Source organism: Sphaerisporangium melleum (assembly GCF_014646695.1).
GTDB lineage: Bacteria > Actinomycetota > Actinomycetes > Streptosporangiales > Streptosporangiaceae > Sphaerisporangium > Sphaerisporangium melleum.
The window spans coordinates 123,083-145,135 of the sequence record NZ_BMNT01000008.1; the positions used below are offsets into that span (position 1 = coordinate 123,083).

Genomic DNA, 22,053 nt, shown 5'->3' on the forward strand with positions numbered 1-22,053 from the left:
ATGGGCGATGAGGTGCGGGTCGGGGTGTTCCTGCCGGTCGCGGGGTTCCCGGGCATGGGGCACGGGGATGCGCTCGCCGCCGCGGTGGACGCCGCGGTGGCCGCGGAGCGGGCGGGATTCGACGACGTGTGGATCGCCGAGCACCACTTCATGTCCTACGGCGTGTGCCCCTCGGCGGTCACCCTGGCCGGGTACGTGCTGGGCCGCACCGAGCGGGTGGTGGTCGGTACGGCGGTGAGCGTCCTGTCGACCTGGCATCCGGTGGCACTGGCCGAGCAGGCCGCACTGCTCGACCGGGTCTCGGGCGGGCGCTTCCGGCTCGGCGTCGGCCGGGGCGGGCCGTGGGTGGACCTCGAGGTCTTCGGCACCGGGCTCGACCGGTACGAGAACGGTTTCGAGGAGGGCCTGGACCTGCTGCTCGCCGCGCTCGGCCGGGAACGGGTGGCGGGGGAGGGGGAGCGGTTCCGGTTCCGCGAGGTCGAGATCGTCCCCCGTCCCGGCACCCCGATGCGCCCGGTGGTGGCGGCGACCTCGGCGGGGACGGTGCGGCTGGCCGCCGCGCGCGAGCTGCCCATGCTGCTCGGCATGCACATCGGCGACCAGGAGAAGGCCGCCCTGGTCCAGGCGTACGCCGCGGCACGTAAGGCACCGAACACCGTGCATGCCGTCGCGGAGAGTGGTCACCTGGCGGCCGGGGTGGCTTATGTCGCGGACACGACCCGGGAGGCGGTGGCGACGATGATGGCGTCGCTGCCGCGGTGGCTCGGCCCCGGGCTCGCGGGCTATCGGCCGGTGGACGACCGCCCCTACGTCCCGAGGGACCCGGTGGAGTACGCCGACCTGCTCTGCCGGCTGCACCCGGTCGGCTCACCCGGGCACTGCGCGGACACGATGCTGGCCACGATCGCGAACACCGGCGTGCGCCACCTGGTCCTCCTGGTGGAGGGCGCGGGCGATCCGGCGCTGACCCGCCGCAATATCGCCCGCCTCGGCGCCGAGGTGCTCCCCAAAGTCCGGGCCTCCTGCTGATCCTCCCCGCCGGAACGGCACCGCCCGTGACGGAGCGTTCGCGCCGCCCGGAACCGAGGTACATCCTCGAACGAGGAAGGCGTCCCCTGCCCGGCCGGACGTGGAACGACCGGGACTTTTCGAGCGGTCCGTCGTCCATGAAGGGCACGGCGGCCGGCCACGTGGACGCGACGCCGGCCTTGCCACCCGGTGAAGTTGTGCACACCATCCGGTGCCGAGCTCAGGTGGGCGGAGGCGGCCGGGGACCGGTGAGACACCTCTCTGGGGCCGATCGGGCCTTCTGACCAGGGAGAAGCCCGATGCGCCGGTGCTCGCCACCGCGACCGGCCGAGGCGGTCTCGGTGGCCGCCACCGGCCGGGCGGCTTGTCGCCGGGCGAAACAGAGTGGGATTCTGGTCCGCATGAACCGCGCCATGACCAACGGCGTCGAGATCGTCTATGACGCCTTCGGATCTCCCACCGGCCGCCCGCTCCTACTCGTCATGGGCCTCGGCGCCCAGATGATCAGCTGGGAGGAGGAGCTCTGCGAGATGTTCGCGGAGCGCGGGCACCACGTCGTGCGCTTCGACAACCGGGACGCCGGTCTGTCGACGCACCTGCACGAGGCCGGCGTGCCGCGGTTCGGCGACACGCCGGACGACGTCGTCGCGGCGCCGCCGTACCTGCTGGACGACATGGCCGACGACATGGCCGGTCTGATGGACGTGCTCGGCTGGGACACCGCCCACGTGCTCGGCGCGTCCATGGGCGGCATGATCGCCCAGGCCTTCGCCATCCGGCACCCGGCCAGGACGCTCAGCCTCACCTCCATCATGTCCACGCCCGCTCTGCACATCGGCCCGCCGACCCCCGAGGCCCTCGCGGTCCTGCTGGAGAAGTCGGCCCCCGACCGCGACTCGGTCATCCGCCAGGCGATCGCCTCGCGGAAGGTCATCGGGTCGCCCGGCTACCCGCTGGACGAGGAGCGCTTCGCGCTGCTGGTCGGCGAGGGGTACGACCGGTCCAACGACCCGACGGGGTTCGCCCGCCAGCTCGCGGCGATCCAGGGCTCCGGCGACCGCACCGCCGGGCTCGCGGAGCTGACGGTGCCCGCGCTGGTCATCCACGGCGAGGCGGACCCGCTGATCCAGCTCGCCGGCGGCGTGGCCACGGCGGACGCCATCCCCGGCGCCAAGCTGCTGACCTTCCCCGGGATGGGACACGACCTGCCGCGCCCGCTGTGGCCGGACATCGTGGCCGCCGTCACCGAACTCACCGAACGCGCCCACCGCCCCTGACCTCCCGGCCGCCTGAGCGATCAGGTCACACCCGATCGCTCAGGCTCCTCTCGTCGCCGGTGCCAGGATGTGCGTCAGATGTCCAGCTTCTCCTCGATGGCGCGGAGCGAGTGACGGGCGAGCGCGAGGTTCGCGCGGCCGCGCTCCAGCGCGAGGTACAGGAACAGGCCCTGGCCGCCGCGGCCCGACAGCGGCCGGATGATGTGGTACTGCCCGCCGAGCGTGATGAGGATGTCCTCGATGCCGTCCTTGAGCTGCAGGGCCTCCATCGTGCGCAGCTTGGCCTTGATGACCTCGGTGTTCCCCGCGGCGGCGACCTGCAGGTCGAGGTCCTTGGAACCGCCGAGGGTGCCGAGCGCCATTCCGCTTCCGTAGTCGACCACCGCGGCGCCCACCGCGCCGTCGACGGACATCATCTCCTTGAGCGAGACGTCCATGCTTGTCATGATCTGTTCCTCTCTCGGGGTGAGAGCGGGCCGTGCCGGGGCGGTTCAGCCCGTGGCCGGCGCGCGTTCGACGAGGGCGGCCAGTCGTGCCGCCGTCTTGCGTCCCTCCATCCGCAACAGGCCGAGATTCGCCCCCTGCGCGGCCAGGATGGTGAGAACGAGCGTGGGCCCCGCGGCGTAGCACGCCACGTGGCCGCCGGTGCCGGAGATCAACGTCTCCTCCAGGGCGCCGGCCTGGACCAGTGCGGTCATGCGGTGGCTCATCGCGTGCAGCGCGGAGCTCAGCGCCGCCACCTGCTCGGCGGCGGCGCGGACGTCCGAGGTCACGAGCACCCCGTCCACCGTGCACACCGTCACGCCGGTCAGCTCCGCCACGCGCTTCAGGAGCAGGCGCAGCTCCTCGTCCACTTCGCGGCGGAGATCCGGTAGGTCCATGGGTAGCCTCTTTCCGGCGCGTAGCCTCATGCCCGTACGCCTGAGCGGCCGCAGCCTCATTGCGCCGTCGCGCCCGAGTACGCGGCGCGGGTCACAGCAGCCGCTCCAGCGCGTCGCGCAGCCTGATCAGCACGCTGACATCGGTGGAATCGCCACTGACCGCCGGCACGCCCAGCCCCAGCCCCGGCAGGGCCTCCGTTGCCTCTCCTGGCCCTGGCGTGGTCCCCGTTCCCCGCTCCGCCTCCGGTTCTGTCCCGGCTTGCGGTGCCGGCGCGGTTCCCGGCCGGGCCTCCGGTCCCGGCTGCGCCGCCGCTCCCTGCCCTGATCGCGGTCCGGGCTCTGCTGCCCGTACCTGCCCGTTCATGGCCTCCGCCGACGAGCCGGATTCCGGCGGCCGGGCGGGGGCCGAGGACCGGTCGGCGTACGGCCGGGCGCGGCCGGCCCGCTTCGGCAGCTCTCCCACGCCGGTCACGGGCGTGCCGGAGGGCGGCTCCCGGAGCAGCCCCGCGGCGCCGAACCGCCGGACGGCGAGCAGGACCGCGTACGCCGGCCGGCCGAGCCGCCGGGCGAGGTCGAGCGGGGTCGCCGTGCCGTCCGCGCCGAGCAGCACCTCCCACTGCACGGGGGTGAGCACGACACGCTGGGCCGTGGTCCGCGGGGCCAGGAGCACCGGCCGGGAGTCCGCCTCGGGATGCGGCCACACCTGGTCCAGCCGGGCCCTCCTGCGCCTGCATTCCTGGAACAGCGCCGGCACGTCGAAGTACCAGTGGTCGCCGTACCGGTGCCGTTCCCCCTCGGTGAACCGGTGCCGTGCGCCGGTGGCCGCCAGCACGAAGAACGCGGCGTCCATCGTCGCGCCGAGCACGCCCAGTTGCAGCTCGCCCTCGGTCGGCGGCGGTTCCCCTGGAGGGGTGCCGGCATCCCGCGGGCCGGGGGTGCTCGGGCTCTCCACGTAGGTCACCCGCCCGCCGCTGAGGTACACCGTCCCCGCGCGGCCGACCTTGAGCGACCCGGTGACGCGTTCGCCGGCCAGGCCGGTGAGGGCGTCCTCCAGACGCTGGACGGAAGGCAAGACTCACCTCGCGGTCAGCCGGGACGCGGCGGCGCGCAGACGGTGGCGGGCGAGCGCGAGGTTGGCGCGTTCGAGGTCCAGGCGCAGGTAGAGCAGCACCGGGCCGGTGAGCGGCGTCTCCAGCGGCCGGAGCAGGTGGTGGCCCTGGTCGGAGGTGACGATGACGTCCTCGACCCGCACCGTCCCGGCCGGTGACGCGACGGCCAGCCCGTCGATGGTCGCGTGCAGCGTCCGGCTCAGCGCGCCGGCCGCCGCCTGCGGGTCCAGCTGCGCCGATGCGCGGCCCATGGCCACCGCCGTGCCGCCGGTGTCCTCGATGACGAGCGCGTCCAGCGCCCCGGGGATCGCCAGGATGTCGGTGAGACAGTCCTCGATGTCCAGCATGATGCCGCCCTCGCCGGTCGTTGCCTTCCGTACCTGGCGCGACACTCTAGGTAGATGACCGCGAGCACTGAATGTGAGTAATTGTCAGAGACAAGTCGCAGATAGAAGGATGTGTCATCAGGTGGAAGGATTCGTCCGCCAAGTGGCACCCCCAACGCCGAACCCCATTCGGTCCCCTCTCCACCGCAGGGCCGTTCGCGATGCCGCGGAGCACGGACCGCTCGGGGGAGACGAGCGCGGGCTACGGTGGCGTGGTGGAGAGGATCCTGGTCAGCGCGTGCCTGATGGGCCGGCGAGTGCGTTTCGACGGCCGCGCCAAGACTCTGGACGACACGCTGTTCGAGCGGTGGCGGTCCGAGGGCCGGCTGGTCCCGTTCTGCCCCGAGGTCGAAGGCGGCCTGCCGGTGCCGAGGCCACCCGCCGAGATCGAGGGCGGGGCCGGGGGCGCCGCCGTGCTGTCCGGCGCGGCCCGCATCCTCACCCCGGACGGCACCGACGTCACCCGGCACTTCCTGGCCGGCGCGCAGACCGCCCTGGCCCTGGCCCGATCGATGGGCATCAGGGTGGCCGTCCTCAAGGAGGGCAGCCCTTCATGCGGCAGCCTGCGCATCCACGACGGCACCTTCCGCGGCCGGGTCACTCGGGGCGCCGGCGTGACCGCCGCCCTGCTGGAGGCCTACGGCATCCGCGTCTTCGCCGAAGACCGCCTCCCCGAAGCCGCCACCCACCTCCAAACCCTCGAAGCAACCTCAAGTTGATCTGGCGTGAAGGACGTAACTCAGGGAGTCGACGTGGACATTTCGCGGTTGCAGTGGCGGAAAAGCTCGCGGAGCAGCGGTCAGGGCGGCAACTGTGTCGAGGTCGCCAGCGTAGGTGGTTCTGAGGCGTCCGATCTGGAGGTGAGTACCGAATCTCTCCGCTTCGTACGGGACTCCAAGCGGCCTGACAGTGCTCTGTTGGCATTCTCGGCGCACGAGTGGAGCGCCTTCCTCAGCGGAATCAAGGAGGGACGTCTCGGGGCGGCTGATCGCGCCTGAAATCGAACGGCTTGGATCCTTCGCGAAAGCGCGTGGGCTGCGCATCGTGAAGGATCTGCCCGGTGAGCAGGAGCTGTACCCGATGTCGGTGTTCGTGCGCCAGGGGAGGTCGCACAGTAATCGTGCGGTGTCCCCACCCACCTTTTCGCCGGTGGTTCTGTCAGGGGATGTCGGACGTGGGGGTGTCGGGGGTTTCGCCTATTACGGCTTTTTCGTCGGGTTTGAAGACCAGGACGTTCTGGATGTAGGACTCAACGGCGGTCTCCAGGCCGACGTCGTGGCCGGCGGCCTCGGACATGTACCAGCGGTGGTCGAGCACCTCGTGGAAGAGCTGGGCGGGCTCCAGCTTGCCGCGCAGCTCCGCGGGGATGGCGCCGACGGTCGGCTGGAACACCTCGGCGAGCCAGCGGTGGGCCACGATCGCCTCGTCCTCGTGCCGCAGTCCCTTGGCGACCCGGAAGGCGTCGAGGTCGTTGAGCAGCCGCCGGGCCTGGTTCTCCTCGACGTCGAGCCCGGTCAGCCGGAGCAGGCGGCGCTGGTGGTGCCCGGCGTCCACGACCTTCGGCCGGACGATGAGCCGCGCGGTGCCCGCCTTGCGCCGGACCATCATCTCGGCGACGTCGAAGCCGAGGGAGTTGAGCCGCCTGATCCGCTGGTCGACGCGGTGCCACTCCACGTCCTCGACGATCTCCTCCTCGGTGAGCTCCTTCCACAGCCGCTGGTAGCGCTCGACGAGCTGCTCGGCGAACGCCAGCGGGTCGATCGAGGGGTGCAGCAGGCCGCCGGCCTCCAGGTCGAGCATCTCGCCGTAGATGTTGACGTGCGCGACGTCGATGTCGTGCGAGCGCTGGCCCTGGGTGAGCACGGGGTGCAGTTCGCCGGTCTCGGCGTCCACCAGGTAGGCGGCGAAGGCGCCGGCGTCCCGGCGGAACAGGGTGTTGCTCAGTGAGCAGTCGCCCCAGAAGAACCCGTTCAGGTGCAGCCGCACGATGAGGACGGCCAGCGCGTCGAGCAGGCGGATGAGCGTGTCGGGGCGCAGAGTGCCCGACAGCACGGCGCGGTACGGCAGGGAGAACTGCAGGTGGCGGGTGATGAGCGCGGAGTCCAGCGGCTCGCCGTCGGCCGACTTCCTGCCGGTGACGACGGCCACCGGCTCGACGGAGGGGGTGTCGAGGCGGCTCAGGTCCCACAGGAGCTGGTACTCCCGCTTGGCGTACCGCTCGCTGATCTCCTTGATCGCGTACACCCGGCCGGAGAGCCGGGCGAACCGGACGATGTGCCGGGAGATGCCGCGCGGCAGCGTCACCAGGTAGTGCTCGGGCCACTCGGCCAGCGGCACGTCCCAGGGCAGGCGGATCAGGTCGGGATCACTGGGAGCGCCAGTCATCTGGAGCGGCAAGCTCGGGCTCCTTCAACGTCGGGCCGCCTTTGGGTCATGCGGCGACTTCGGCTGGTTGAGGGGGGCGGGGTCGGACGGTTCGTCGCCAAGAGCGTATGTCGCTTTCGGGTTGTTCGTACCGACGCTAGCCGTTCGCGCGGTGGCATCGCAGGGTGGTCCGGCTGGTGGACGCCGACCGCGCCGCGAGGGGCGTTATCGGATCGTGATGGAGACGGCCGCCGCGCGGAAGGCGACCGGACCTGTGCGAGGTCGTTTCGCCGATCCGGGCCGTCTGGTCTAGACCAGGTTCGAGGGGTGTCGGCTCGCGGGGTGTCTGTGCCATCATCGGCCCATGACCTGTGTGGTTACCCGGTTACGTGGGGATTTCGTCAAGGCCTCCCCCGGGCCCTCTGTCGCGGGTCGAATGCTGGTCGGCCACAGCTCGATCACGGGTTGGCCCATACCACTTGACGGTGCAGGGGGATGGACGTACGTTCCTCCAAACGTTTAGGAAACTTTCCTATTTGATAGCCCATTCCTGGAGGGTTGCATGTCCAACTCCGCCGGCACGCCCCGAGAGATCACCCGGCGGCAGATGCTCCGCCGGATCGGCCTCACCGCACTCTTCGCAGGTCCGGCGGCGAGCGTGCTCAGCGCCTGCGCGACCAGCGGAGCGGGCGAGCCCGCCCCCAGCGCGACCGCGAGCGGCGCCGCGACGTCGGCGGCCAACCCCTTCGGGGTCAAGGCGGACGCCGCCCTCGAAGTGGTCATCTTCAAGGGCGGTCTCGGCGACTCCTACGCCACCGACGTCCACGAGCCGATGTACAAGAAGGAGTTCCCCAAGGCGTCGGTCAAGCACGTCGCCACGCAGCAGATCGCCCAGACCCTGCAGCCCCGCTTCGCCAGCGGCGACGTGCCCGACTTCATCGCCAACTCCGGCACCGACCTGATGGACATGGGCGCCCTGCAGTCCGAGGGACAGCTCCTCGACCTGACCCCGCTGTTCGACGCCCCCTCCCCGGACGACCCGAGCAAGACGGTCAAGGACACCCTCATCCCCGGCACCGTCGAGTCGGGCCAGGTCGCCGGCAAGCCGTACATCCTGAACTACGTGGCCAGCACCTACGGCCTCTGGTACAACGCCAAGCTCTTCCAGGAGAAGGGCTGGACTCCGCCGAAGACCTTCGACGAGTTCAAGACGCTCTGCGAGACGATCAAGAAGGCCGGCATCACGCCGTACGCCTACGCGGGCAAGAACGCCGCCTACTACCAGTACTGGATGATCCTCATCACCGCCGCCAAGGTCGAGGGCAACCAGGTCCTGATGGACATCGACAACCTGGTGGACGGCGTCTGGAACCGCGACTCGGTCAAGCAGTCGGCCGCCGCCTGGGCCGAGATCGGCAAGTTCATGGACAAGAGCTACGAAGGGCTCATCCACACCGAGGTGCAGACCAGGCAGAACCAGGACAAGGTCGCGCTGTACCCGTCCGGCTCCTGGCTGGAGAACGAGCAGAAGTCCAACACCCCGGACACCTTCGAGTACGCCCTGACGCCGACCCCGAGCCTCACCTCGGCGGACAAGATGCCGTTCGAGGCGGTCCGTTCCGCCGCCGGCGAGCCGTACATCATCCCGTCGAAGGGCAAGAACACCGCGGGCGCGCTGGAGTACGCCCGCATCATGCTCTCCAAGGAGGGCGCGAAGGGCTTCACCGAGAAGTCCGGCAGCCTCACCGTCGTCGTGGGCGCCGCCGACGGGCTCTCCCTCAGCCCTGGCCTGAAGAGCGTGAACGACGCCGTCAAGGCCGCGGGCAGCAACAACGTCACCTACAGCAGCTTCGAGAACTGGTACAAGGAGCTGGAGACCGAGCTGCGCAAGCAGACCAACTCCCTGATGTTCGGCCGCATCTCCGCCGAGGAGTTCTGCGCGAACATGCAGAAGAAGGCCGACTCGGTCAAGGCCGACTCCTCCATCACCAAGCAGAACCGGACGGTGTAGTCGATCATGCGGCGTGGCGACGTCGGGCCGGCCGGGGGGCTGCTCTCGGCGAAGATGCGGACGTACGGGTTCATCGTCTCCTTCCTCGCGATCCCGCTGGCCCTCTACGTGGTCTTCGTGATCAGCCCGTACATCCAGGCGTTCTACATCTCGCTGACCAACTGGAAGGGCATCTCGGCCAATCCGCGGTACATCGGCTTCGAGAACTTCGGCCGGCTGCTGGACGACGAGGTCTTCTGGGCGGCGGTGCGCCACCACGGCCTCCTGCTGCTCGCCATGCCGCTGATCACCATCGCGATCGCGCTGTTCTTCTCGTTCCTGCTCAACCTCGGCGGCGGTACCGGCGGCGGGCGGCTGACCGGCGTGTGGGGGGCGCGGTTCTACCGCGTGGTGTACTTCTTCCCCCAGGTGCTGGCCGTGGCGGTGGTCGGCGTGCTGTTCCAGGCGATCTACCGCCCCGACGGCACCGGTGTGCTGAACGGGCTGCTCGCGGCCGTGGGCCTGGGCCCGGTCGGCTGGCTGACCGACACCGGCCTCGCCCTGTGGGCGATCATGGCCGTGGTCGTCTGGCAGTCGGTCGGGTTCTACGTCGTGCTGTTCTCGGCCGGCATGTCGGCCATCCCGCGCGATGTGTTCGAGGCGGCGGCCCTGGACGGCGCGGGCCGGTTCCGGCTGTTCTTCAGCATCACCCTGCCGCTGATCTGGGACACCATCCAGGTCGGCTGGGTGTACCTCGGCATCGCCGCGTTCGACTGCTTCGCACTGGTGCAGGTGCTGTCGGTGGACCGGGGCGGTCCGGACAACGCGACGACGGTGCTGCCCCTGGAGATCTGGCGGACCGCGTTCACCTTCTCCAAGTTCGGCTACGCCTCGGCGATGGGCGTGGCGCTGTTCTTCCTGACCATCACGTTCGCGGCGCTCAGCCTGCGCGTGACGCGGCGCGAGAGGATCGAGTTCTGACATGGCGACGCGAACCGAACCGGTGCGGGTGGCCAAGACGCCACGGGTGACGGCCGGGCCCCGGCAGCGGAGCGGCGTGGGCGTCTTCGGCGCGCTGTCCCACGTCGCGCTGGTGGTGTGGGCGATCCTGGTCATCGGCCCGATCCTGTGGACGTTCCTCGCGTCCTTCAAGACCAACGCCGAGATCGTCGGCGACGCCCCGCTGGCGTTGCCGAGCGGCTATGACTGGTCCTCCTGGGGGCGGGCCTGGAGCAAGGCGCACCTCGGCCGGTACATGCTGAACACGGTCTTCGTCGTCGGCGTGAGCACGTTCTTCACGATGCTGTTCGGCTCGATGGCCGCGTACGTGCTGGCCCGCTACCGCTTCTGGGGCAACCGGGCGATCTACTTCCTGTTCGTGTCCGGGCTGGCCTTCCCGGTGTTCCTGGCGCTGGTGCCGCTGTTCTTCGTGGTGAAGGGCTTCGGGCTGACCGACACCTACACCGGCGTGATCCTGGTCTACGTCGCCTACTCGCTGCCGTTCACGGTGTTCTTCCTGACCGCGTTCTTCAAGACGCTGCCCACCTCGGTGGGCGAGGCGGCGATGATGGACGGCTGCTCGCACACCCGTACGTTCTTCCAGATCATGATGCCGATGGCCAAACCCGGCCTGATCAGCATCACGATCTTCAACATCCTCGGCCAGTGGAACCAGTACCTGCTGCCGATCGTGCTGCTGTCGGGCAACGTCGAGGACAAGTGGCTGATCACCCAGGGCATCGCCAACATCAACACCAACGCCGGGTACGAGGCCGACTGGCCCGGGCTGTTCGCGGCGCTGAGCATGGCCATCCTGCCCATGCTGATCGTGTACATCATCTTCCAGCGGCAGATCCAGTCCGGCCTCACCGCCGGCGCCGTCAAATGATGTGGTCTGCCGCGGTTCAAGTAATTTGTCGGATCCACCCTCTGTAAAAGCTCCGTCAAGTAATGGATGATCTTTCGCAGAAAGACGTCCGTTGCGTCCTGGGCCGCCCCGCCGGCCCAGACGGAGGGGTGAGCCGTGACCGAGTCGTCGACCCACCGCAGGCAGAGACGACTGACCGTACTGTTCCTCGCCGTCGTGCTGGCCCCCCTGGGGCTGGCGGCGGCACCGGCCGCGGCGGCGCCATCGCCCGAGCCGGCCCATCCGTGGCAGGCCGACCACTGGCCACAGCGGCAGCCCTGGCAGGAGAGCGCGCCCACGGCGCTCCTGCGCGGCAAGCCCGGCGGCCCCGCGCCGATCGACCCGCAGAACTGGAAGAACCCCGACCACATGACCTGGGAGGACGACTACAAGCCCGTCCCGGGGACCACCTGGGCCGACCCGGCGAAGACCGCCTCCAAGCGCACGTTCAAGGGCGCGCTGGTCCTGCTCGACTACCCCGATCAGCCGTTCGTGGTGACCCGCCCCGCGCACTCGACGGTCTTCGGCAACCCCAGCACCGAGGCGCACGACATCCCGCGCGACAAGGTCGCCCGGTTCTACCAGGACTTCCTGAACACCCCGAACCAGCTCAACCGCGGCCACACCATCAACGAGTACTGGATGGAGGACTCCGGCGGCCGGTACGGAGTCGACCTGACCGCCTTCGGGCCGTACGAGATGCCCGGCAAGTCGCACGAGTACGCCATGGAGTTCCAGGGCGGCACCGCCTGCCCGGCGGGGGACAACTGCAACCGCAACATCCGCACCGACGGCCGCGCCGCCTGGGCCGCCGACGCCGGCGAGGACACGCTCAAGGGGTTCGACTTCGTCTTCTACCTCAGCGCCGGGCAGGACGAGTCGTCCACCTGGCAGGAGTTCGGGTCGATGAAGTTCCCCGCGAAGGAGGACGTCACCGACGCCTTCGGCCCGCCGGACCCGGCCCTGCCCAACTGGGCCAGGACGCGCTACGTCGAGTGGACCTCGTGGGCCTCGGCGTCCACCATCTGGCCGAACGCCGGCGGCGGGTCCTCCACCCAGGCCGAGAGCTCCGGCCAGGGCGTCTACGCCCACGAGTTCAGCCACATCCTCGGCATCGGCGACAACTACAACAACCCGTTCGGCGTGCCGCCGCGCCGCGCGTACACCGGCATCTGGGAGATGCTCAGCCGCGGCAGCTTCAACGGCCCCGGCGGCCCGCACAGCCGCTGGACGATCCCGCCGACCGGCGGCGGCTCGATGGGCGCCCAGCACATGCTGCGCAACAAGATCAAGCTGGAGATGGTGGACGAGAAGAACGTCCTGCGCCTGTCGCGTGAGGCGCTGGCCCAGTCGGGCCTGGTCGTCGCCACGGTGACCGCCCGGGAGGTCCAGCCGGGCGACAGCGGGCTGTCGGGCGTCAACATCGCCCTCGGCACCGGCGACCTCGCCCCCAAGTGCGACACCACCACCGACCCGCTCTGCGACGGCGGCGGCTACCACAACTACACGATCGAGGTCGTGGACCGGATGGGCGCCGACTCCTTCACCCCCGACGCGGGCGTGCTGCTCGCCAAGACCAAGAACCAGGACCAGGCGCCGTTCGAGTGGGTCATCGACGCCAACCCGCAGGACATCGGCATGACCGACTACGTACTGCCGGACGGCACCCGCGTCCCGATCACCATCGGCGACTACCGTCAGCTCTCCGACGCCCTGTTCCACGCGGGCACCGACTCCGGCAGCGAGTACGAGTACGTCGACCAGGCCAACCGCCTGCACTTCTACGTGCTCGACGTGCGCCGCGACAAGAAGGGCATCCTCTCCTACACCGTGGCGATCCGCTCCCTGGACGGCGCGGGCCCGCAACGGCGCGGAGTGCGGGTGCTGCCGAGCGCGGCGGTCACCAAGGGCACCGAGTGGGCGGCCTGCCGCTTCCCGCTGGCCAACACCGGCAAGGCCGCGGCGGCCCAGGGGCAGCACCCCGAGGACGTCGGCGCCTACCTCACCTCGGACGTCTACCGCCTGTCGGCGCAGGTCGAGGGCAAGGGCTGGACGACGTGGGTGCCGAACCGGCTGGCCGCGGTGAAGTTCGGCGACAGCACGCTGGTGCCCGTCTACGCCCAGCGGGCCGCGGGCGGCGCCCACCTGGCCCGGCTCAAGCTGACCGCCACCTCCGAGAGCGACCCGGCCAAGACCGCGACGGCGACCTGCCGGATCGTCGGCCTCTGACCGGCTCGGCGAACCAAGCGGCGGCCGGCCCGATCCGGCCGCCGGCCGCACCACGGCCTTCCGCCCTCGCGATCCGCGCGGGCGGATCGCCGCGTCTTGACACCTCAGCGACCCAACCAGGAGGACATGTGCCGCACATCGAACTGGGCAACGACGCACCGGGCATCGTCGGGCTGATGAAGTACCGGCCGGATACGGCCAAGGTGCTCAACGAGCTCGCCGAGATCCTGCTGCGCGGGGAGAACACCCTCAGCCGTGGCGAGCGCGAACTGATCGCCGCCTACGTCTCCGACCTGAACCGGTGCCGGTTCTGCCACAACTCGCACGCCGCGTTCGCCGCCGCCCAGCTCGAGGGCGGGCTGGACATCGTGCTCGACACCTGCGCCGACCTGGACACCGCGCCGGTCTCCGCCAAGATGAAGGCACTGCTGCGCATCGCCGGGGCCGTCCAGCGCATCGGCACCGACGTCACCGACGAGCACGTCGCGGCGGCCCGGGAGGCGGGCGCCACCGACCTGGAGATCCACGACACCGTGCTGATCGCCGCGGCGTTCTGCATGTACAACCGGTATGTCGACGGCCTTGCGACCTTCGCTCCCGAGGACCGCGACGCGTACAAGGAGATGGCCGAGCTGATCGTGGATCGTGGCTATGGGGCCTCCCTGGCCGAACAGCACTGACGGTGACGCCGCGGGTGAGCACCATGCGCCGCCGGCCGGCTCCTGGCCCGCGGCGGGTCCGCTCCGGCGGCAAGGCGCTCACCCGCGTCCGTCCGTGCTCACCGGGCGCCGCGTGACGGCCTTCTCCATGGCGTGCGAGACTCCTCCCATGGAAAGGTTGGACGAGGCGGCGATCTCCGCACGGCTGAGCCAGGTGCCCGACTGGACCCGCGAGGGGGAGGAGATCCGGCGTACGGTCGTCGCCCCGGACTTCCGCACGGCCATCGCCATCGTGAACGACGTGGCCGAGCAGGCCGAGAACCTCGACCACCATCCGGACATCGACATCCGCTGGCGCCGGCTGCACCTGGCCCTGACCACGCACGACGCCGGCGGCCTGACCGAGCGGGACTTCACCCTCGCCGCCCGGGTCGACGCCATCGCCGCCGACCACGGCGCCACCGCCTGACCATCAGGACTCCGCCCGCCACCGCGGGGCCGGGACGGGCCGGACGATCACTCGAACAGTTCGGGCGGCGGCACCGGGGTGATCACCCGGTCGCCGTCCCTGATGGGGGCGGCGCCGGCCACGAACTTCTCCAGGTCCTCCTCGCAGACGCACCGGGCCTGGGTGAGGCCGCCCGCCGCCTTGCGGGTCAGCTCGCGCAGCGGCAGCGGGGCCGAGGAGGCGGCCACAATGAGGTTGCCGAAGCGGCGGCCGCGCAGGATGCCCGGCTCGGCGAGCAGCGCCACGTGCGGGAACGTGCCGCGCACGGTGGCGACCACCCGGCGTGCGAACGCCAGGCCCTTGCCGTCGGCGATGTTCACCAGCAGCGTGCCGTCGTCCTTCAGCACGCGGGCGATGTCCCCCATGTACTCGCCGGTGGCCAGCTCCACCGGCATCGTGGCGCCGCTGAAGGCGTCCAGGACGAACAGATCCGCCGACGCGTCCCGCAGACCGGACACGGCGGTGCGGCCGTCGGCCACCCGCACCTTCAGCCGGGGCACCGACCGCAGGTCGAGCTGCTCGCGGACGAGCTCCACCAGGGCGGCGTCCGGCTCGACCACGATGTGCCGCGAGCCGGGGCGGGTCGCCGCGATGTACCGGGGCAGCGTGCAGGCGCCCGCGCCGACGTGCACCGCGTCCAGCGGCCCCTCTGCCAGCGCGTCGATCACATCGGCCATCAGCCGGACGTACTCGAAGTCCAGGTAGGTCGGGTCCGCGAGGTCCACGTACGACTGGGGGACCCCGGCCATGCTGAGCAGCCAGCCGCTCGGCCGGTCGAGGTCGCGCAGCAGCTCGGCCTCGCCCATGTCCACCGGGTAGCGGCCCGGGACGGGGGTCGCCTCGGCCTTGCGCTTGCCCACATGGTCTCCTGTGCTTCTGATATATCCGGATGTGCCATGCCCGGCACCCTTGGGAGAACCGTATGCGCCGCCGAGGACTGCTCGCTCTCTTCGGGGTCACCGTCGTCATCATCGCCGCCACCCTCTTCGCCGTGCTCCAGGACGCGCGGCGGGTCGTCGGCACCCCCGAGCAGACCGGGCGGGCCTACCTCGCGGCGTGGGCCGGGGAGAACCTGCCCGAAATGCGCGAACTCGTCGCCGCCCCGCCCGCGGACTTCGCCGAACGCCACCGGCGCCTCAGCGATGACCTGAAGGTACTGTCGATCAAGCTGACCCCGGGCACGCTGGTGCGGCGCGGGGAACACACGGCCGACCTGCCGTTCGAGGGGGTCAGGCAGATCGGCGAGCTGGGGGAGTGGCGGTTCTCCTCGGTGCTGCACCTCACCGTCCGGGACGGCGAGTGGAAGGTCGTCTGGACGCAGCAGACCCTCACCCCGGGGGTCCCGGAGGGCGAACGGCTGCGGCTGCGGCGGATCACGGTGCCGGGCACCGAGCTGCGCACCCGGCAGGGCCGCCCGCTACCGGACCGCAGCGGCGCCGAGACCTACCTCCGAGACCTCGCCCGCAGGATCGACGCCCTCGAGAACGACCCGGTACGCGGCTGGGCGATCGAGGCGAGCTCGGCGACCGGCCGCAGCAGGAACCTCGTCGTCTTCCGCCCGCCGGTCGAGCGGACCTACCGCACCACGCTCGACTGGTGGACCCAGGCCGCGGCGGCGCGAGCCCTGGACGGCGTTGAGGGGCCGGCGGCCGTCGTCGCGGTCCGGCCGTCCACCGGCGAGGTGCTGGCCGTGGCCGACCGCCTGGCCGGTCAGGGGGCGTTCTACCGGCCCTCCCCGCCCGGGTCGACGTTCACCATCGTCACAGCGGCGGCGCTGCTCGGCGACGGGCTGAGCGGCACCTCGCCGGTGCCGTGCCCGGCCCGCTACACCGGCCCGGGCGGGCAGGTGTTCACCAACGAGGGCGGGGAGGACCACGGGAAGGTGAGCCTGCGCGAGGCCTTCGCGCTGTCGTGCGACACCACCTTCGCCCGCCTCGCCGTCGAGCGGCTCGGTGACGCGGCGCTGCGCAGGCAGGCGGCCCGGCTGGGGTTCGGCGGCGCGCTGAAGTCGGGGATCGGCGGGCAGTGCGGCACGATGCGCAAGGCGGGCGACGGCGACGCGCTGGGCGGCGACGCCATCGGGCGAAACTCCGTGCGGGCCACGCCGCTGTGCATGGCGCTGGTCGCCGCGGCCGTCCGCGACGGCACCTGGCGCCCGCCCCGGCTGATGTCGGAGCGGGCCGTGCGGCGCCTGGAGACCGGCAGGCCGAAGCCCGAGCCCCTGCCCGCGCCGGTCGTCGCGCAGTTGCGGTCGATGATGGCGGCCGTGGCGACCGACGGCGCCGCCGCCGCCTCGGGCCTCCCCCCGGGCGTGGCCGGCACGACCGGCGCGACCGGCACCACCGCGGCAGGCCCGGACGGCGAAGGCACGCAAGGGCAAGGTGGGGCAGGCCAGGGCGCGCAGGGCCGGGACGCGAGCGGGCCCGGCTCATGGTTCACCGGCTATCGCGGCGATCTGGCCTTCGCCGTACTCCTTGAGCGGGATGCCACCGGCACCGGCGAGCCGGCCGTGGACGCCGCCACCGTCGCCGCACGCTTCCTCGCCGCCCTATGACCCACACCGGCCATCCCTTTGCGTGACATTGAATGCCGTACTATCTGCCGTCGGTATACCAGTCGATCTGCATATTCAGGCGACAAATCGGATAGCCGGAAATTTGTGAGTTGATTTGCCGTGGATTTACTCGGCCGATAATCTCCTGCCGTGCCTGAACTGGAACACGAAGCTCTCATCATGCTTTTCAAAAACCGTCCCCAATTGGCCGCGGATCTGCTTGATGGCGCACTGGGGCTACCGGTGCCTTCCTACCGCGAGGCCAGGCTCGCCTCCGGCGATCTCACCGAGGTCCCCCCGACGGAGTACCGTGCGGACGCGGTGGTCGTCTTTACCGACGAGGTCCCGGTGCTGGCGGCCGTCGTCGAGGTGCAGCGAAGCCGCGACCAGGGCAAACGCTGGAGTTGGCCGGTCTACCTGGCCTCGATCCGCGCACGGATGAAGTGCCCTGCGGTCCTGCTGGTCGTCTGCCCGGACGCCGCCACGGCCGCCTGGTGCGGCCAGCCGATCGAGATGGGACATCCTGGATGGTGCCTCGCCCCGATGGTCGCGGGACCTGCCGTCGTACCCGTCGTGACCGATCCGGCAGAGGTCGTCCGGGTGCCGGAATTGGCGGTATTGTCCGCCGTCGCCCACGGCGGTGACATCGAGGCGCAGGCCATCGTTGACGGGTTCGTCGAAGGTCTGCCTTCCATCGACGGCGATCGCGCACAGTTGTACGCTGATTTCGTCATGTCGGCACTCCCGGAGGCCGCACGGAAGTATATGGAGGAACTAATGGTAGCCGGAACATATAAGTACAAAAGCGACTTCGCGCTGCGATACGTGGCCGAAGGGGAGGCGAAGGGAAAGGCGGAGGGCAAGGCGGAGGGCAAGGCGGAGGGAAAGGCGGAGGCGCTTCTGCTGGTCCTGGAGAGCCGAGGTATCTCGCTGTCCGAGGACGAGTACAAGCGCGTCATGGCGTGTACCGACCGGCTGGAACTCGACCGGTGGATCAGCCGCGCCGGCACCGCGGAGCAGGCGGCGGACGTCTTCTCCTGACAGGTGGGCGCCCGATCGAACAAGGACGGCCGGCTCGTCGCAGGCCGTGGGCCTTGCAGGTGTGCCCGCTGGTGTCGCGTCTGCTCCGCCCGCCGTGTCGCGTGTTCCGCCCGCCGTGCGGGCGGTCGGAGGCTCGGTTACGCGGGTGTCTCCTGGGCGAGGCGGCGTTCGGCGAGTTCGGCGTAGAGGGCGGTGCCCTCGGGGAGCACCGCGTCGTCGAAGACGGCCTCCGGCGCGTGGTTGTAGGCCGCCCGTGCCGGGTCGGTGCCGTCCGGGCAGGCGCCCAGGGCGATGAACGCCGAGGGCACCTGGTCGCAGACGAACGAGAAGTCCTCCGAGCCGGTGAACGGCTGTGGCGCCCGGATGAAGCGGTGCTCGTCGAACACCTCGCGTACGGTGTCGGCGGTGAAGTCCACCTCGGCGGAGCTGTTCACGGTCACCGGGTAGCTGACGTCGTACACCACCTCGACCTCCAGGCCGTGCGCGGCGGCGATGCCCTTGAGCAGCGTGTGGATGCGCTCCTGTACGCGGGCGTGCGCCGCCGCTGAGAACGACCGCACCGTCGCCTCGAACCTGGCCTCCTCGGGAATGATGTTGTCGGCGGTGCCGGCGTGGAAGCTGCCCACGGTCACCACCACCGGGTCGAACACGTCGAAGCCCCGGGTCACCATGGTCTGCAGCGCGGTGACCATCTCGCAGGCCGCGGGGATGGGGTCGCCGGCCCGGTGCGGCATCGACCCGTGACCACCCCTGCCGCGGACGGTGACCACCACCCGGTCGGCCGCCGCCATGATCGGGCCGCTGCGGGTGACGAAGACGCCCTGGGGGAGCACCGAGCTGATCACGTGCAGGGCGTAGGCGGCGACCGGGCGCCGGCCCGACACCTCCAGCAGCCCTTCATCGATCATGATCTTCGCGCCGCCCGCGCCCTCCTCGCCGGGCTGGAACATGAAGACGACGTCTCCGGCGAGCCGGTCGCGACGGGCCGCGAGCAGGTGCGCGGCGCCGGCCAGCATGGTGGTGTGCAGGTCGTGGCCGCAGGCGTGCATGCGGCCCGGCAGCTCTGAGACCACCCTGGCCCCGCTGCGCTCGGAGACCGGCAGAGCATCCATGTCACCGCGCAGCAGCACGGTCGGGCCGGGACGCGCGCCGCGCAGTACGGCGGTCACCGAGGTCAGCCGGTCGCCGGTGGTCACCTCCAGCGGCAGGCCGGCGAGCGCGCCGAGCACCTTCTCCTGCGTCCTCGGCAGGTCCAGGCCGAGCTCCGGCTCGCGGTGCAGGGCATGGCGCAGGCGGACGAGCTCTTCGCGCATGTCGTGGGCGGCTTCGCGGAGTGACACCGGGCATCTCCTCCTGGTCCTCAGCGAGGCGTTCGCTGCGGTCTTCTGACCATATCGCCGCGCTTGCGGGCGAGTAGACAGCATTTGACGGTTATTTGGGCTGTTGGCAGTGACTTTCCGGATAGAACCCCGAGCGGGGACAAGGGGGGAGAACGATATGCGCGAGGTCAGCGACGCGATGGGCCGGCCCTGGACCGAGACCGGCCGTCACTGGTGGGTTCCCGCGGTACGCGGGGCCTGCGCGATCCTGTTCGGCATCCTGGCCGTGGTCTGGCCATTGATCACGCTGCTGACGCTGGTCGTCCTGTTCGGCGCGTACGCGATCGTCAGCGGCGCGATGGCGGTCTACGGCGCCTTCCGCGGCGTCCACCCCCGGGACTCGCGGACCTGGCTGGCCGTTTCCGGCGTCCTCGGTATCGCGGCGGGTCTGATCGCCTGGATCTGGCCGGGCATCACGGCGCTGGCCCTGCTCGTGCTCATCGCGGCCTACGCCGTGGTCGTCGGGGTCGCCGAGATCGTCGCGGCGTTCGCGCGCCGCCGGGCCGGCGACACCGAGTGGTCGCACCTGGCCAGCGGCGTGCTCGCGGTGATCTTTGGTGTCCTGCTGTTCGCCTGGCCGGCCTCCGGCGCCCTCGCGCTCACCTGGCTGATCGGACTGTTCGCCATCCTCTACGGCGCGTCGCTGCTGCTGCTGGCCCACCGCATGCGGGAGGCCGGGCGCAGGGGTGCCGCGGGCACGGCCGCGCACGCCGTCTGAGCGAGCGCTGCAGAAGATCTTGCAGGAGTAACGGTCATCTGCCGGAAGGTTTCCACATAATTCCAGCTCTCACCGGGAATGCTCTCGCATGCCATCATCCAGCACTCACGGGAGGGTAGATGAGCGCTCTCGACCGGCTCGCCCGCCACCTGCTCGTCGACGGGTTCCGCTTCGAGCTCGACCTCGACCGCAGCCAGGGATCGTGGATCGTGGACGCCGGCACCGGCCGCCGCTACCTCGACTTCTACAGCTTCTTCGCCTCCGCCCCGCTCGGGGTGAACCCGTTCGGCGACGACCCGGAATTCCTGGCCCTGCTCGGCCGGGTGGCCGCGAACAAGCCCGCGAACTCCGACATGTACACCGCGCACCTCGCCGATTTCGCCGACACCTTCGCCCGGGTGCTCGGCGACCCCGATCTCCCGCATCTGTTCTTCGTCGAAGGCGGCGCGCTCGCCGTGGAGAACGCGCTGAAGTGCGCGTTCGACTGGAAGAGCCGGCACAACGAGGCGCACGGCCGGCCCAGGGAGCTCGGCACCAAGGTGCTGCACCTGACCCACGCCTTCCACGGCCGCAGCGGGTACACCCTGTCGCTGACCAACACCGAGCCGGTCAAGACCGACCGCTTCCCGGTCTTCGACTGGCCGCGCATCGAGGTGCCCGCGATCCACTTCGGGGACGTCGAGACGGCCGAGGAGCGGGCGCTGGCCCAGGCGCGGGCGGCCTTCGAGCGCCACCCGCACGACATCGCCTGCTTCGTCGCCGAGCCCATCCAGGGCGAGGGCGGGGACAACCACATGCGCCCGCGCTTCCTGCGGGCCGTCCAGCGGCTGTGCCAGGACAACGACGCGCTGTTCGTCATGGACGAGGTGCAGACCGGGGCGGGGCTGACCGGCACCGCGTGGGCCTACCAGCAGCTCGGGCTGGCGCCCGACATCGTGGCCTTCGCCAAGAAGGTCCAGGTGGGCGGGATCATGGCGGGGCGCAGGGTGGACGAGGTCCCCGGCAACGTGTTCCAGACCAGCGGGCGGATCAACTCCACCTGGGGCGGCGGGCTGGTGGACATGGTGCGCTCCCGCCGCATGCTGGAGATCATCGAGCGGGACGGGCTCATCGCGCGCGCGGCGGTGCTCGGCGAGCGGCTGCTCGGCGGCCTGCGCGAACTGGAGATCCGGTTCCCCGGACTGGTGCGCAACCCGCGCGGACGCGGTCTGATGTGCGCCTTCGACGTGCTCGACGGCCGCGACCACATGGTGCGGGCCCTTCGCGAGGACGAGGGCGTGCTCGTCCTGCCGTGCGGTGAGCGGTCCATCCGGCTGCGTCCGGCCCTGTCGATCACCGCCGAGGAGATCGACCACGGGCTGGCGGCGCTGGCCCGCGCGCTGGAGGCCGTCGCCAAGGCCGTGGGCGTGCCCGCCTGACCACGGTCACGCCCACGGCGCGCTCATGGCTGTGCCCGGGCGGAGGACTCCCCCTTCCACAGGCCGATGGCCGTCATCCGGCAGTCCGCTCCCAGCTTGGAGTAGATGCGGTTCACGTGGTTCTTGACGGTCTTCTCACTGAGGAACAGCCGCTGGGCGATCTCACCGTTGGAGTGACCCGTGGCGATCAGCTCCATCACCTCGGCCTCGCGCTTGCTCAGCCCGGCGTGCGCGCGATCGTCGAACGTGGCGTCATCGACACTCATCCGGCCTCCGTGGCGCGAATCATTGCCTGATCGCCGAGCCCCCCGCGCTGGCGGTATACCGGTTTTTGCGAGCATAGCCCGCGAAAGCCGCCTTTGGGGCCAGCCAGTCCGGGAAACCGCACTTTCCCCGAAACCGGACGGATGGTGGCGGGTGCCGCCGTCCCGGTGCGGAGGGGCGGGCATGCGAAAGGCCCGGCCGATGCTCCGGCCGGGCCTTTCGAACTCGGGTCTCCCCTGAGGGTGAGTGATGGGACTTGAACCCACGACATCCAGGACCACAACCTGGCGCTCTGCCAACTGAGCTACACCCACCACGCCCCGCGGTTTCTCACCGCGGCA

22 protein-coding genes and 1 tRNA gene are annotated in these 22,053 nt (G+C 70.6%); 14 read left to right on the top strand and 9 right to left on the bottom strand.

Annotated features, from left to right (window positions below; translation table 11 throughout):
* Together IEY93_RS09100 and IEY93_RS09105 are read left to right on the top strand one after the other, a co-directional pair.
* Positions 1–1,029: an LLM class flavin-dependent oxidoreductase gene (locus tag IEY93_RS09100; protein ID WP_443728972.1), complete on the top strand. Its 1,029-nt coding sequence runs from the start codon at positions 1–3 to the stop codon at positions 1,027–1,029.
* A 401-nt stretch (positions 1,030–1,430) separates the two neighbouring features.
* Complete coding sequence (locus IEY93_RS09105) at positions 1,431–2,306, top strand: alpha/beta fold hydrolase (RefSeq protein ID WP_189162535.1); 876 nt, start codon at positions 1,431–1,433, stop codon at positions 2,304–2,306.
* Positions 2,307–2,380: 74 nt separating this feature from the next.
* Here the strand turns inward: IEY93_RS09105 and IEY93_RS09110 are convergent, their stop codons facing one another.
* From IEY93_RS09110 to IEY93_RS09125, 4 genes are all read right to left on the bottom strand, one after another.
* Positions 2,381–2,752 (bottom strand): hypothetical protein, encoded by a 372-nt coding sequence (locus IEY93_RS09110; RefSeq protein ID WP_189162536.1) that lies wholly within the window; start codon positions 2,750–2,752, stop codon positions 2,381–2,383.
* A 45-nt stretch (positions 2,753–2,797) separates the two neighbouring features.
* Positions 2,798–3,187 (bottom strand): roadblock/LC7 domain-containing protein, encoded by a 390-nt coding sequence (locus IEY93_RS09115; protein ID WP_189162537.1) that lies wholly within the window; start codon positions 3,185–3,187, stop codon positions 2,798–2,800.
* Between the two features lie 91 nt (positions 3,188–3,278).
* Positions 3,279–4,259 (bottom strand): hypothetical protein, encoded by a 981-nt coding sequence (locus IEY93_RS09120; RefSeq protein WP_189162538.1) that lies wholly within the window; start codon positions 4,257–4,259, stop codon positions 3,279–3,281.
* A gap of 3 nt (positions 4,260–4,262) precedes the next feature.
* Positions 4,263–4,643, bottom strand: a complete 381-nt coding sequence (locus tag IEY93_RS09125) for a roadblock/LC7 domain-containing protein (protein WP_189162539.1) — start codon at positions 4,641–4,643, stop codon at positions 4,263–4,265.
* 254 nt (positions 4,644–4,897) lie between these two features.
* Between IEY93_RS09125 and IEY93_RS09130 the strand changes: the two genes are divergently transcribed.
* The gene (locus tag IEY93_RS09130; RefSeq protein WP_189162540.1) at positions 4,898–5,401 is read left to right on the top strand and encodes a 2-thiouracil desulfurase family protein; all 504 of its coding nucleotides are present in this window, start codon (positions 4,898–4,900) and stop codon (positions 5,399–5,401) included.
* 33 nt (positions 5,402–5,434) lie between these two features.
* On the top strand, positions 5,435–5,680 hold the full coding sequence (locus IEY93_RS09135; RefSeq protein ID WP_203968659.1) for a DUF397 domain-containing protein: 246 nt from the start codon (positions 5,435–5,437) through the stop codon (positions 5,678–5,680).
* A gap of 160 nt (positions 5,681–5,840) precedes the next feature.
* Here the strand turns inward: IEY93_RS09135 and IEY93_RS09140 are convergent, their stop codons facing one another.
* Complete coding sequence (locus IEY93_RS09140; protein ID WP_203968660.1) at positions 5,841–7,079, bottom strand: DUF4032 domain-containing protein; 1,239 nt, start codon at positions 7,077–7,079, stop codon at positions 5,841–5,843.
* A gap of 529 nt (positions 7,080–7,608) precedes the next feature.
* Between IEY93_RS09140 and ngcE the strand changes: the two genes are divergently transcribed.
* The 6 genes from ngcE (at position 7,609) to IEY93_RS09170 (ending at position 14,299) form a co-directional block, all read left to right on the top strand.
* Positions 7,609–9,057, top strand: coding sequence for an N-acetylglucosamine/diacetylchitobiose ABC transporter substrate-binding protein (gene ngcE, locus IEY93_RS09145; RefSeq protein WP_189162542.1), 1,449 nt, complete (start codon positions 7,609–7,611; stop codon positions 9,055–9,057).
* A gap of 6 nt (positions 9,058–9,063) precedes the next feature.
* Entirely contained in the window at positions 9,064–10,017 is a 954-nt protein-coding gene (locus tag IEY93_RS09150) for a carbohydrate ABC transporter permease (protein ID WP_229690997.1), read from the top strand.
* A gap of 1 nt (position 10,018) precedes the next feature.
* On the top strand, positions 10,019–10,924 hold the full coding sequence (locus tag IEY93_RS09155) for a carbohydrate ABC transporter permease (protein ID WP_189162543.1): 906 nt from the start codon (positions 10,019–10,021) through the stop codon (positions 10,922–10,924).
* A gap of 135 nt (positions 10,925–11,059) precedes the next feature.
* On the top strand, positions 11,060–13,171 hold the full coding sequence (locus IEY93_RS09160) for a M6 family metalloprotease domain-containing protein (protein ID WP_229690998.1): 2,112 nt from the start codon (positions 11,060–11,062) through the stop codon (positions 13,169–13,171).
* 128 nt (positions 13,172–13,299) lie between these two features.
* A complete protein-coding gene (locus tag IEY93_RS09165; protein ID WP_189162544.1) occupies positions 13,300–13,851 on the top strand; it encodes a carboxymuconolactone decarboxylase family protein in 552 nt (183 codons plus the stop codon).
* A 148-nt stretch (positions 13,852–13,999) separates the two neighbouring features.
* On the top strand, positions 14,000–14,299 hold the full coding sequence (locus IEY93_RS09170) for a 4a-hydroxytetrahydrobiopterin dehydratase (protein ID WP_189162545.1): 300 nt from the start codon (positions 14,000–14,002) through the stop codon (positions 14,297–14,299).
* A gap of 47 nt (positions 14,300–14,346) precedes the next feature.
* Here the strand turns inward: IEY93_RS09170 and IEY93_RS09175 are convergent, their stop codons facing one another.
* Complete coding sequence (locus IEY93_RS09175) at positions 14,347–15,198, bottom strand: spermidine synthase (RefSeq protein WP_372444506.1); 852 nt, start codon at positions 15,196–15,198, stop codon at positions 14,347–14,349.
* 62 nt (positions 15,199–15,260) lie between these two features.
* Here IEY93_RS09175 and IEY93_RS09180 point away from each other — a divergent pair, with 62 nt between their 5' ends.
* Both IEY93_RS09180 and IEY93_RS09185 read left to right on the top strand, forming a co-directional pair.
* Entirely contained in the window at positions 15,261–16,892 is a 1,632-nt protein-coding gene (locus IEY93_RS09180) for a penicillin-binding transpeptidase domain-containing protein (protein WP_189162546.1), read from the top strand.
* 150 nt (positions 16,893–17,042) lie between these two features.
* Positions 17,043–17,933 (top strand): hypothetical protein, encoded by an 891-nt coding sequence (locus IEY93_RS09185; protein WP_203968661.1) that lies wholly within the window; start codon positions 17,043–17,045, stop codon positions 17,931–17,933.
* Between the two features lie 137 nt (positions 17,934–18,070).
* Here the strand turns inward: IEY93_RS09185 and IEY93_RS09190 are convergent, their stop codons facing one another.
* Positions 18,071–19,273 carry a M20 metallopeptidase family protein gene (locus IEY93_RS09190; RefSeq protein ID WP_189162547.1) on the bottom strand — a complete coding sequence of 401 codons (1,203 nt, stop codon included), beginning with the start codon at positions 19,271–19,273 and terminating at the stop codon, positions 18,071–18,073.
* 157 nt (positions 19,274–19,430) lie between these two features.
* On the opposite strand from IEY93_RS09190, the gene IEY93_RS09195 reads away from it, so the two are divergent.
* Together IEY93_RS09195 and lat are read left to right on the top strand one after the other, a co-directional pair.
* Positions 19,431–20,030 (top strand): HdeD family acid-resistance protein, encoded by a 600-nt coding sequence (locus tag IEY93_RS09195; protein WP_229690999.1) that lies wholly within the window; start codon positions 19,431–19,433, stop codon positions 20,028–20,030.
* 119 nt (positions 20,031–20,149) lie between these two features.
* A complete protein-coding gene (gene lat / locus IEY93_RS09200) occupies positions 20,150–21,448 on the top strand; it encodes an L-lysine 6-transaminase (RefSeq protein ID WP_189162548.1) in 1,299 nt (432 codons plus the stop codon).
* A 23-nt stretch (positions 21,449–21,471) separates the two neighbouring features.
* Here lat and IEY93_RS09205 read toward each other — a convergent pair whose 3' ends face one another.
* Together IEY93_RS09205 and IEY93_RS09210 are read right to left on the bottom strand one after the other, a co-directional pair.
* The gene (locus tag IEY93_RS09205) at positions 21,472–21,714 is read right to left on the bottom strand and encodes a helix-turn-helix domain-containing protein (protein ID WP_189162549.1); all 243 of its coding nucleotides are present in this window, start codon (positions 21,712–21,714) and stop codon (positions 21,472–21,474) included.
* Positions 21,715–21,953: 239 nt separating this feature from the next.
* A tRNA-His gene (locus IEY93_RS09210) sits at positions 21,954–22,026 on the bottom strand.
* Positions 22,027–22,053 lie beyond the last annotated feature (27 nt).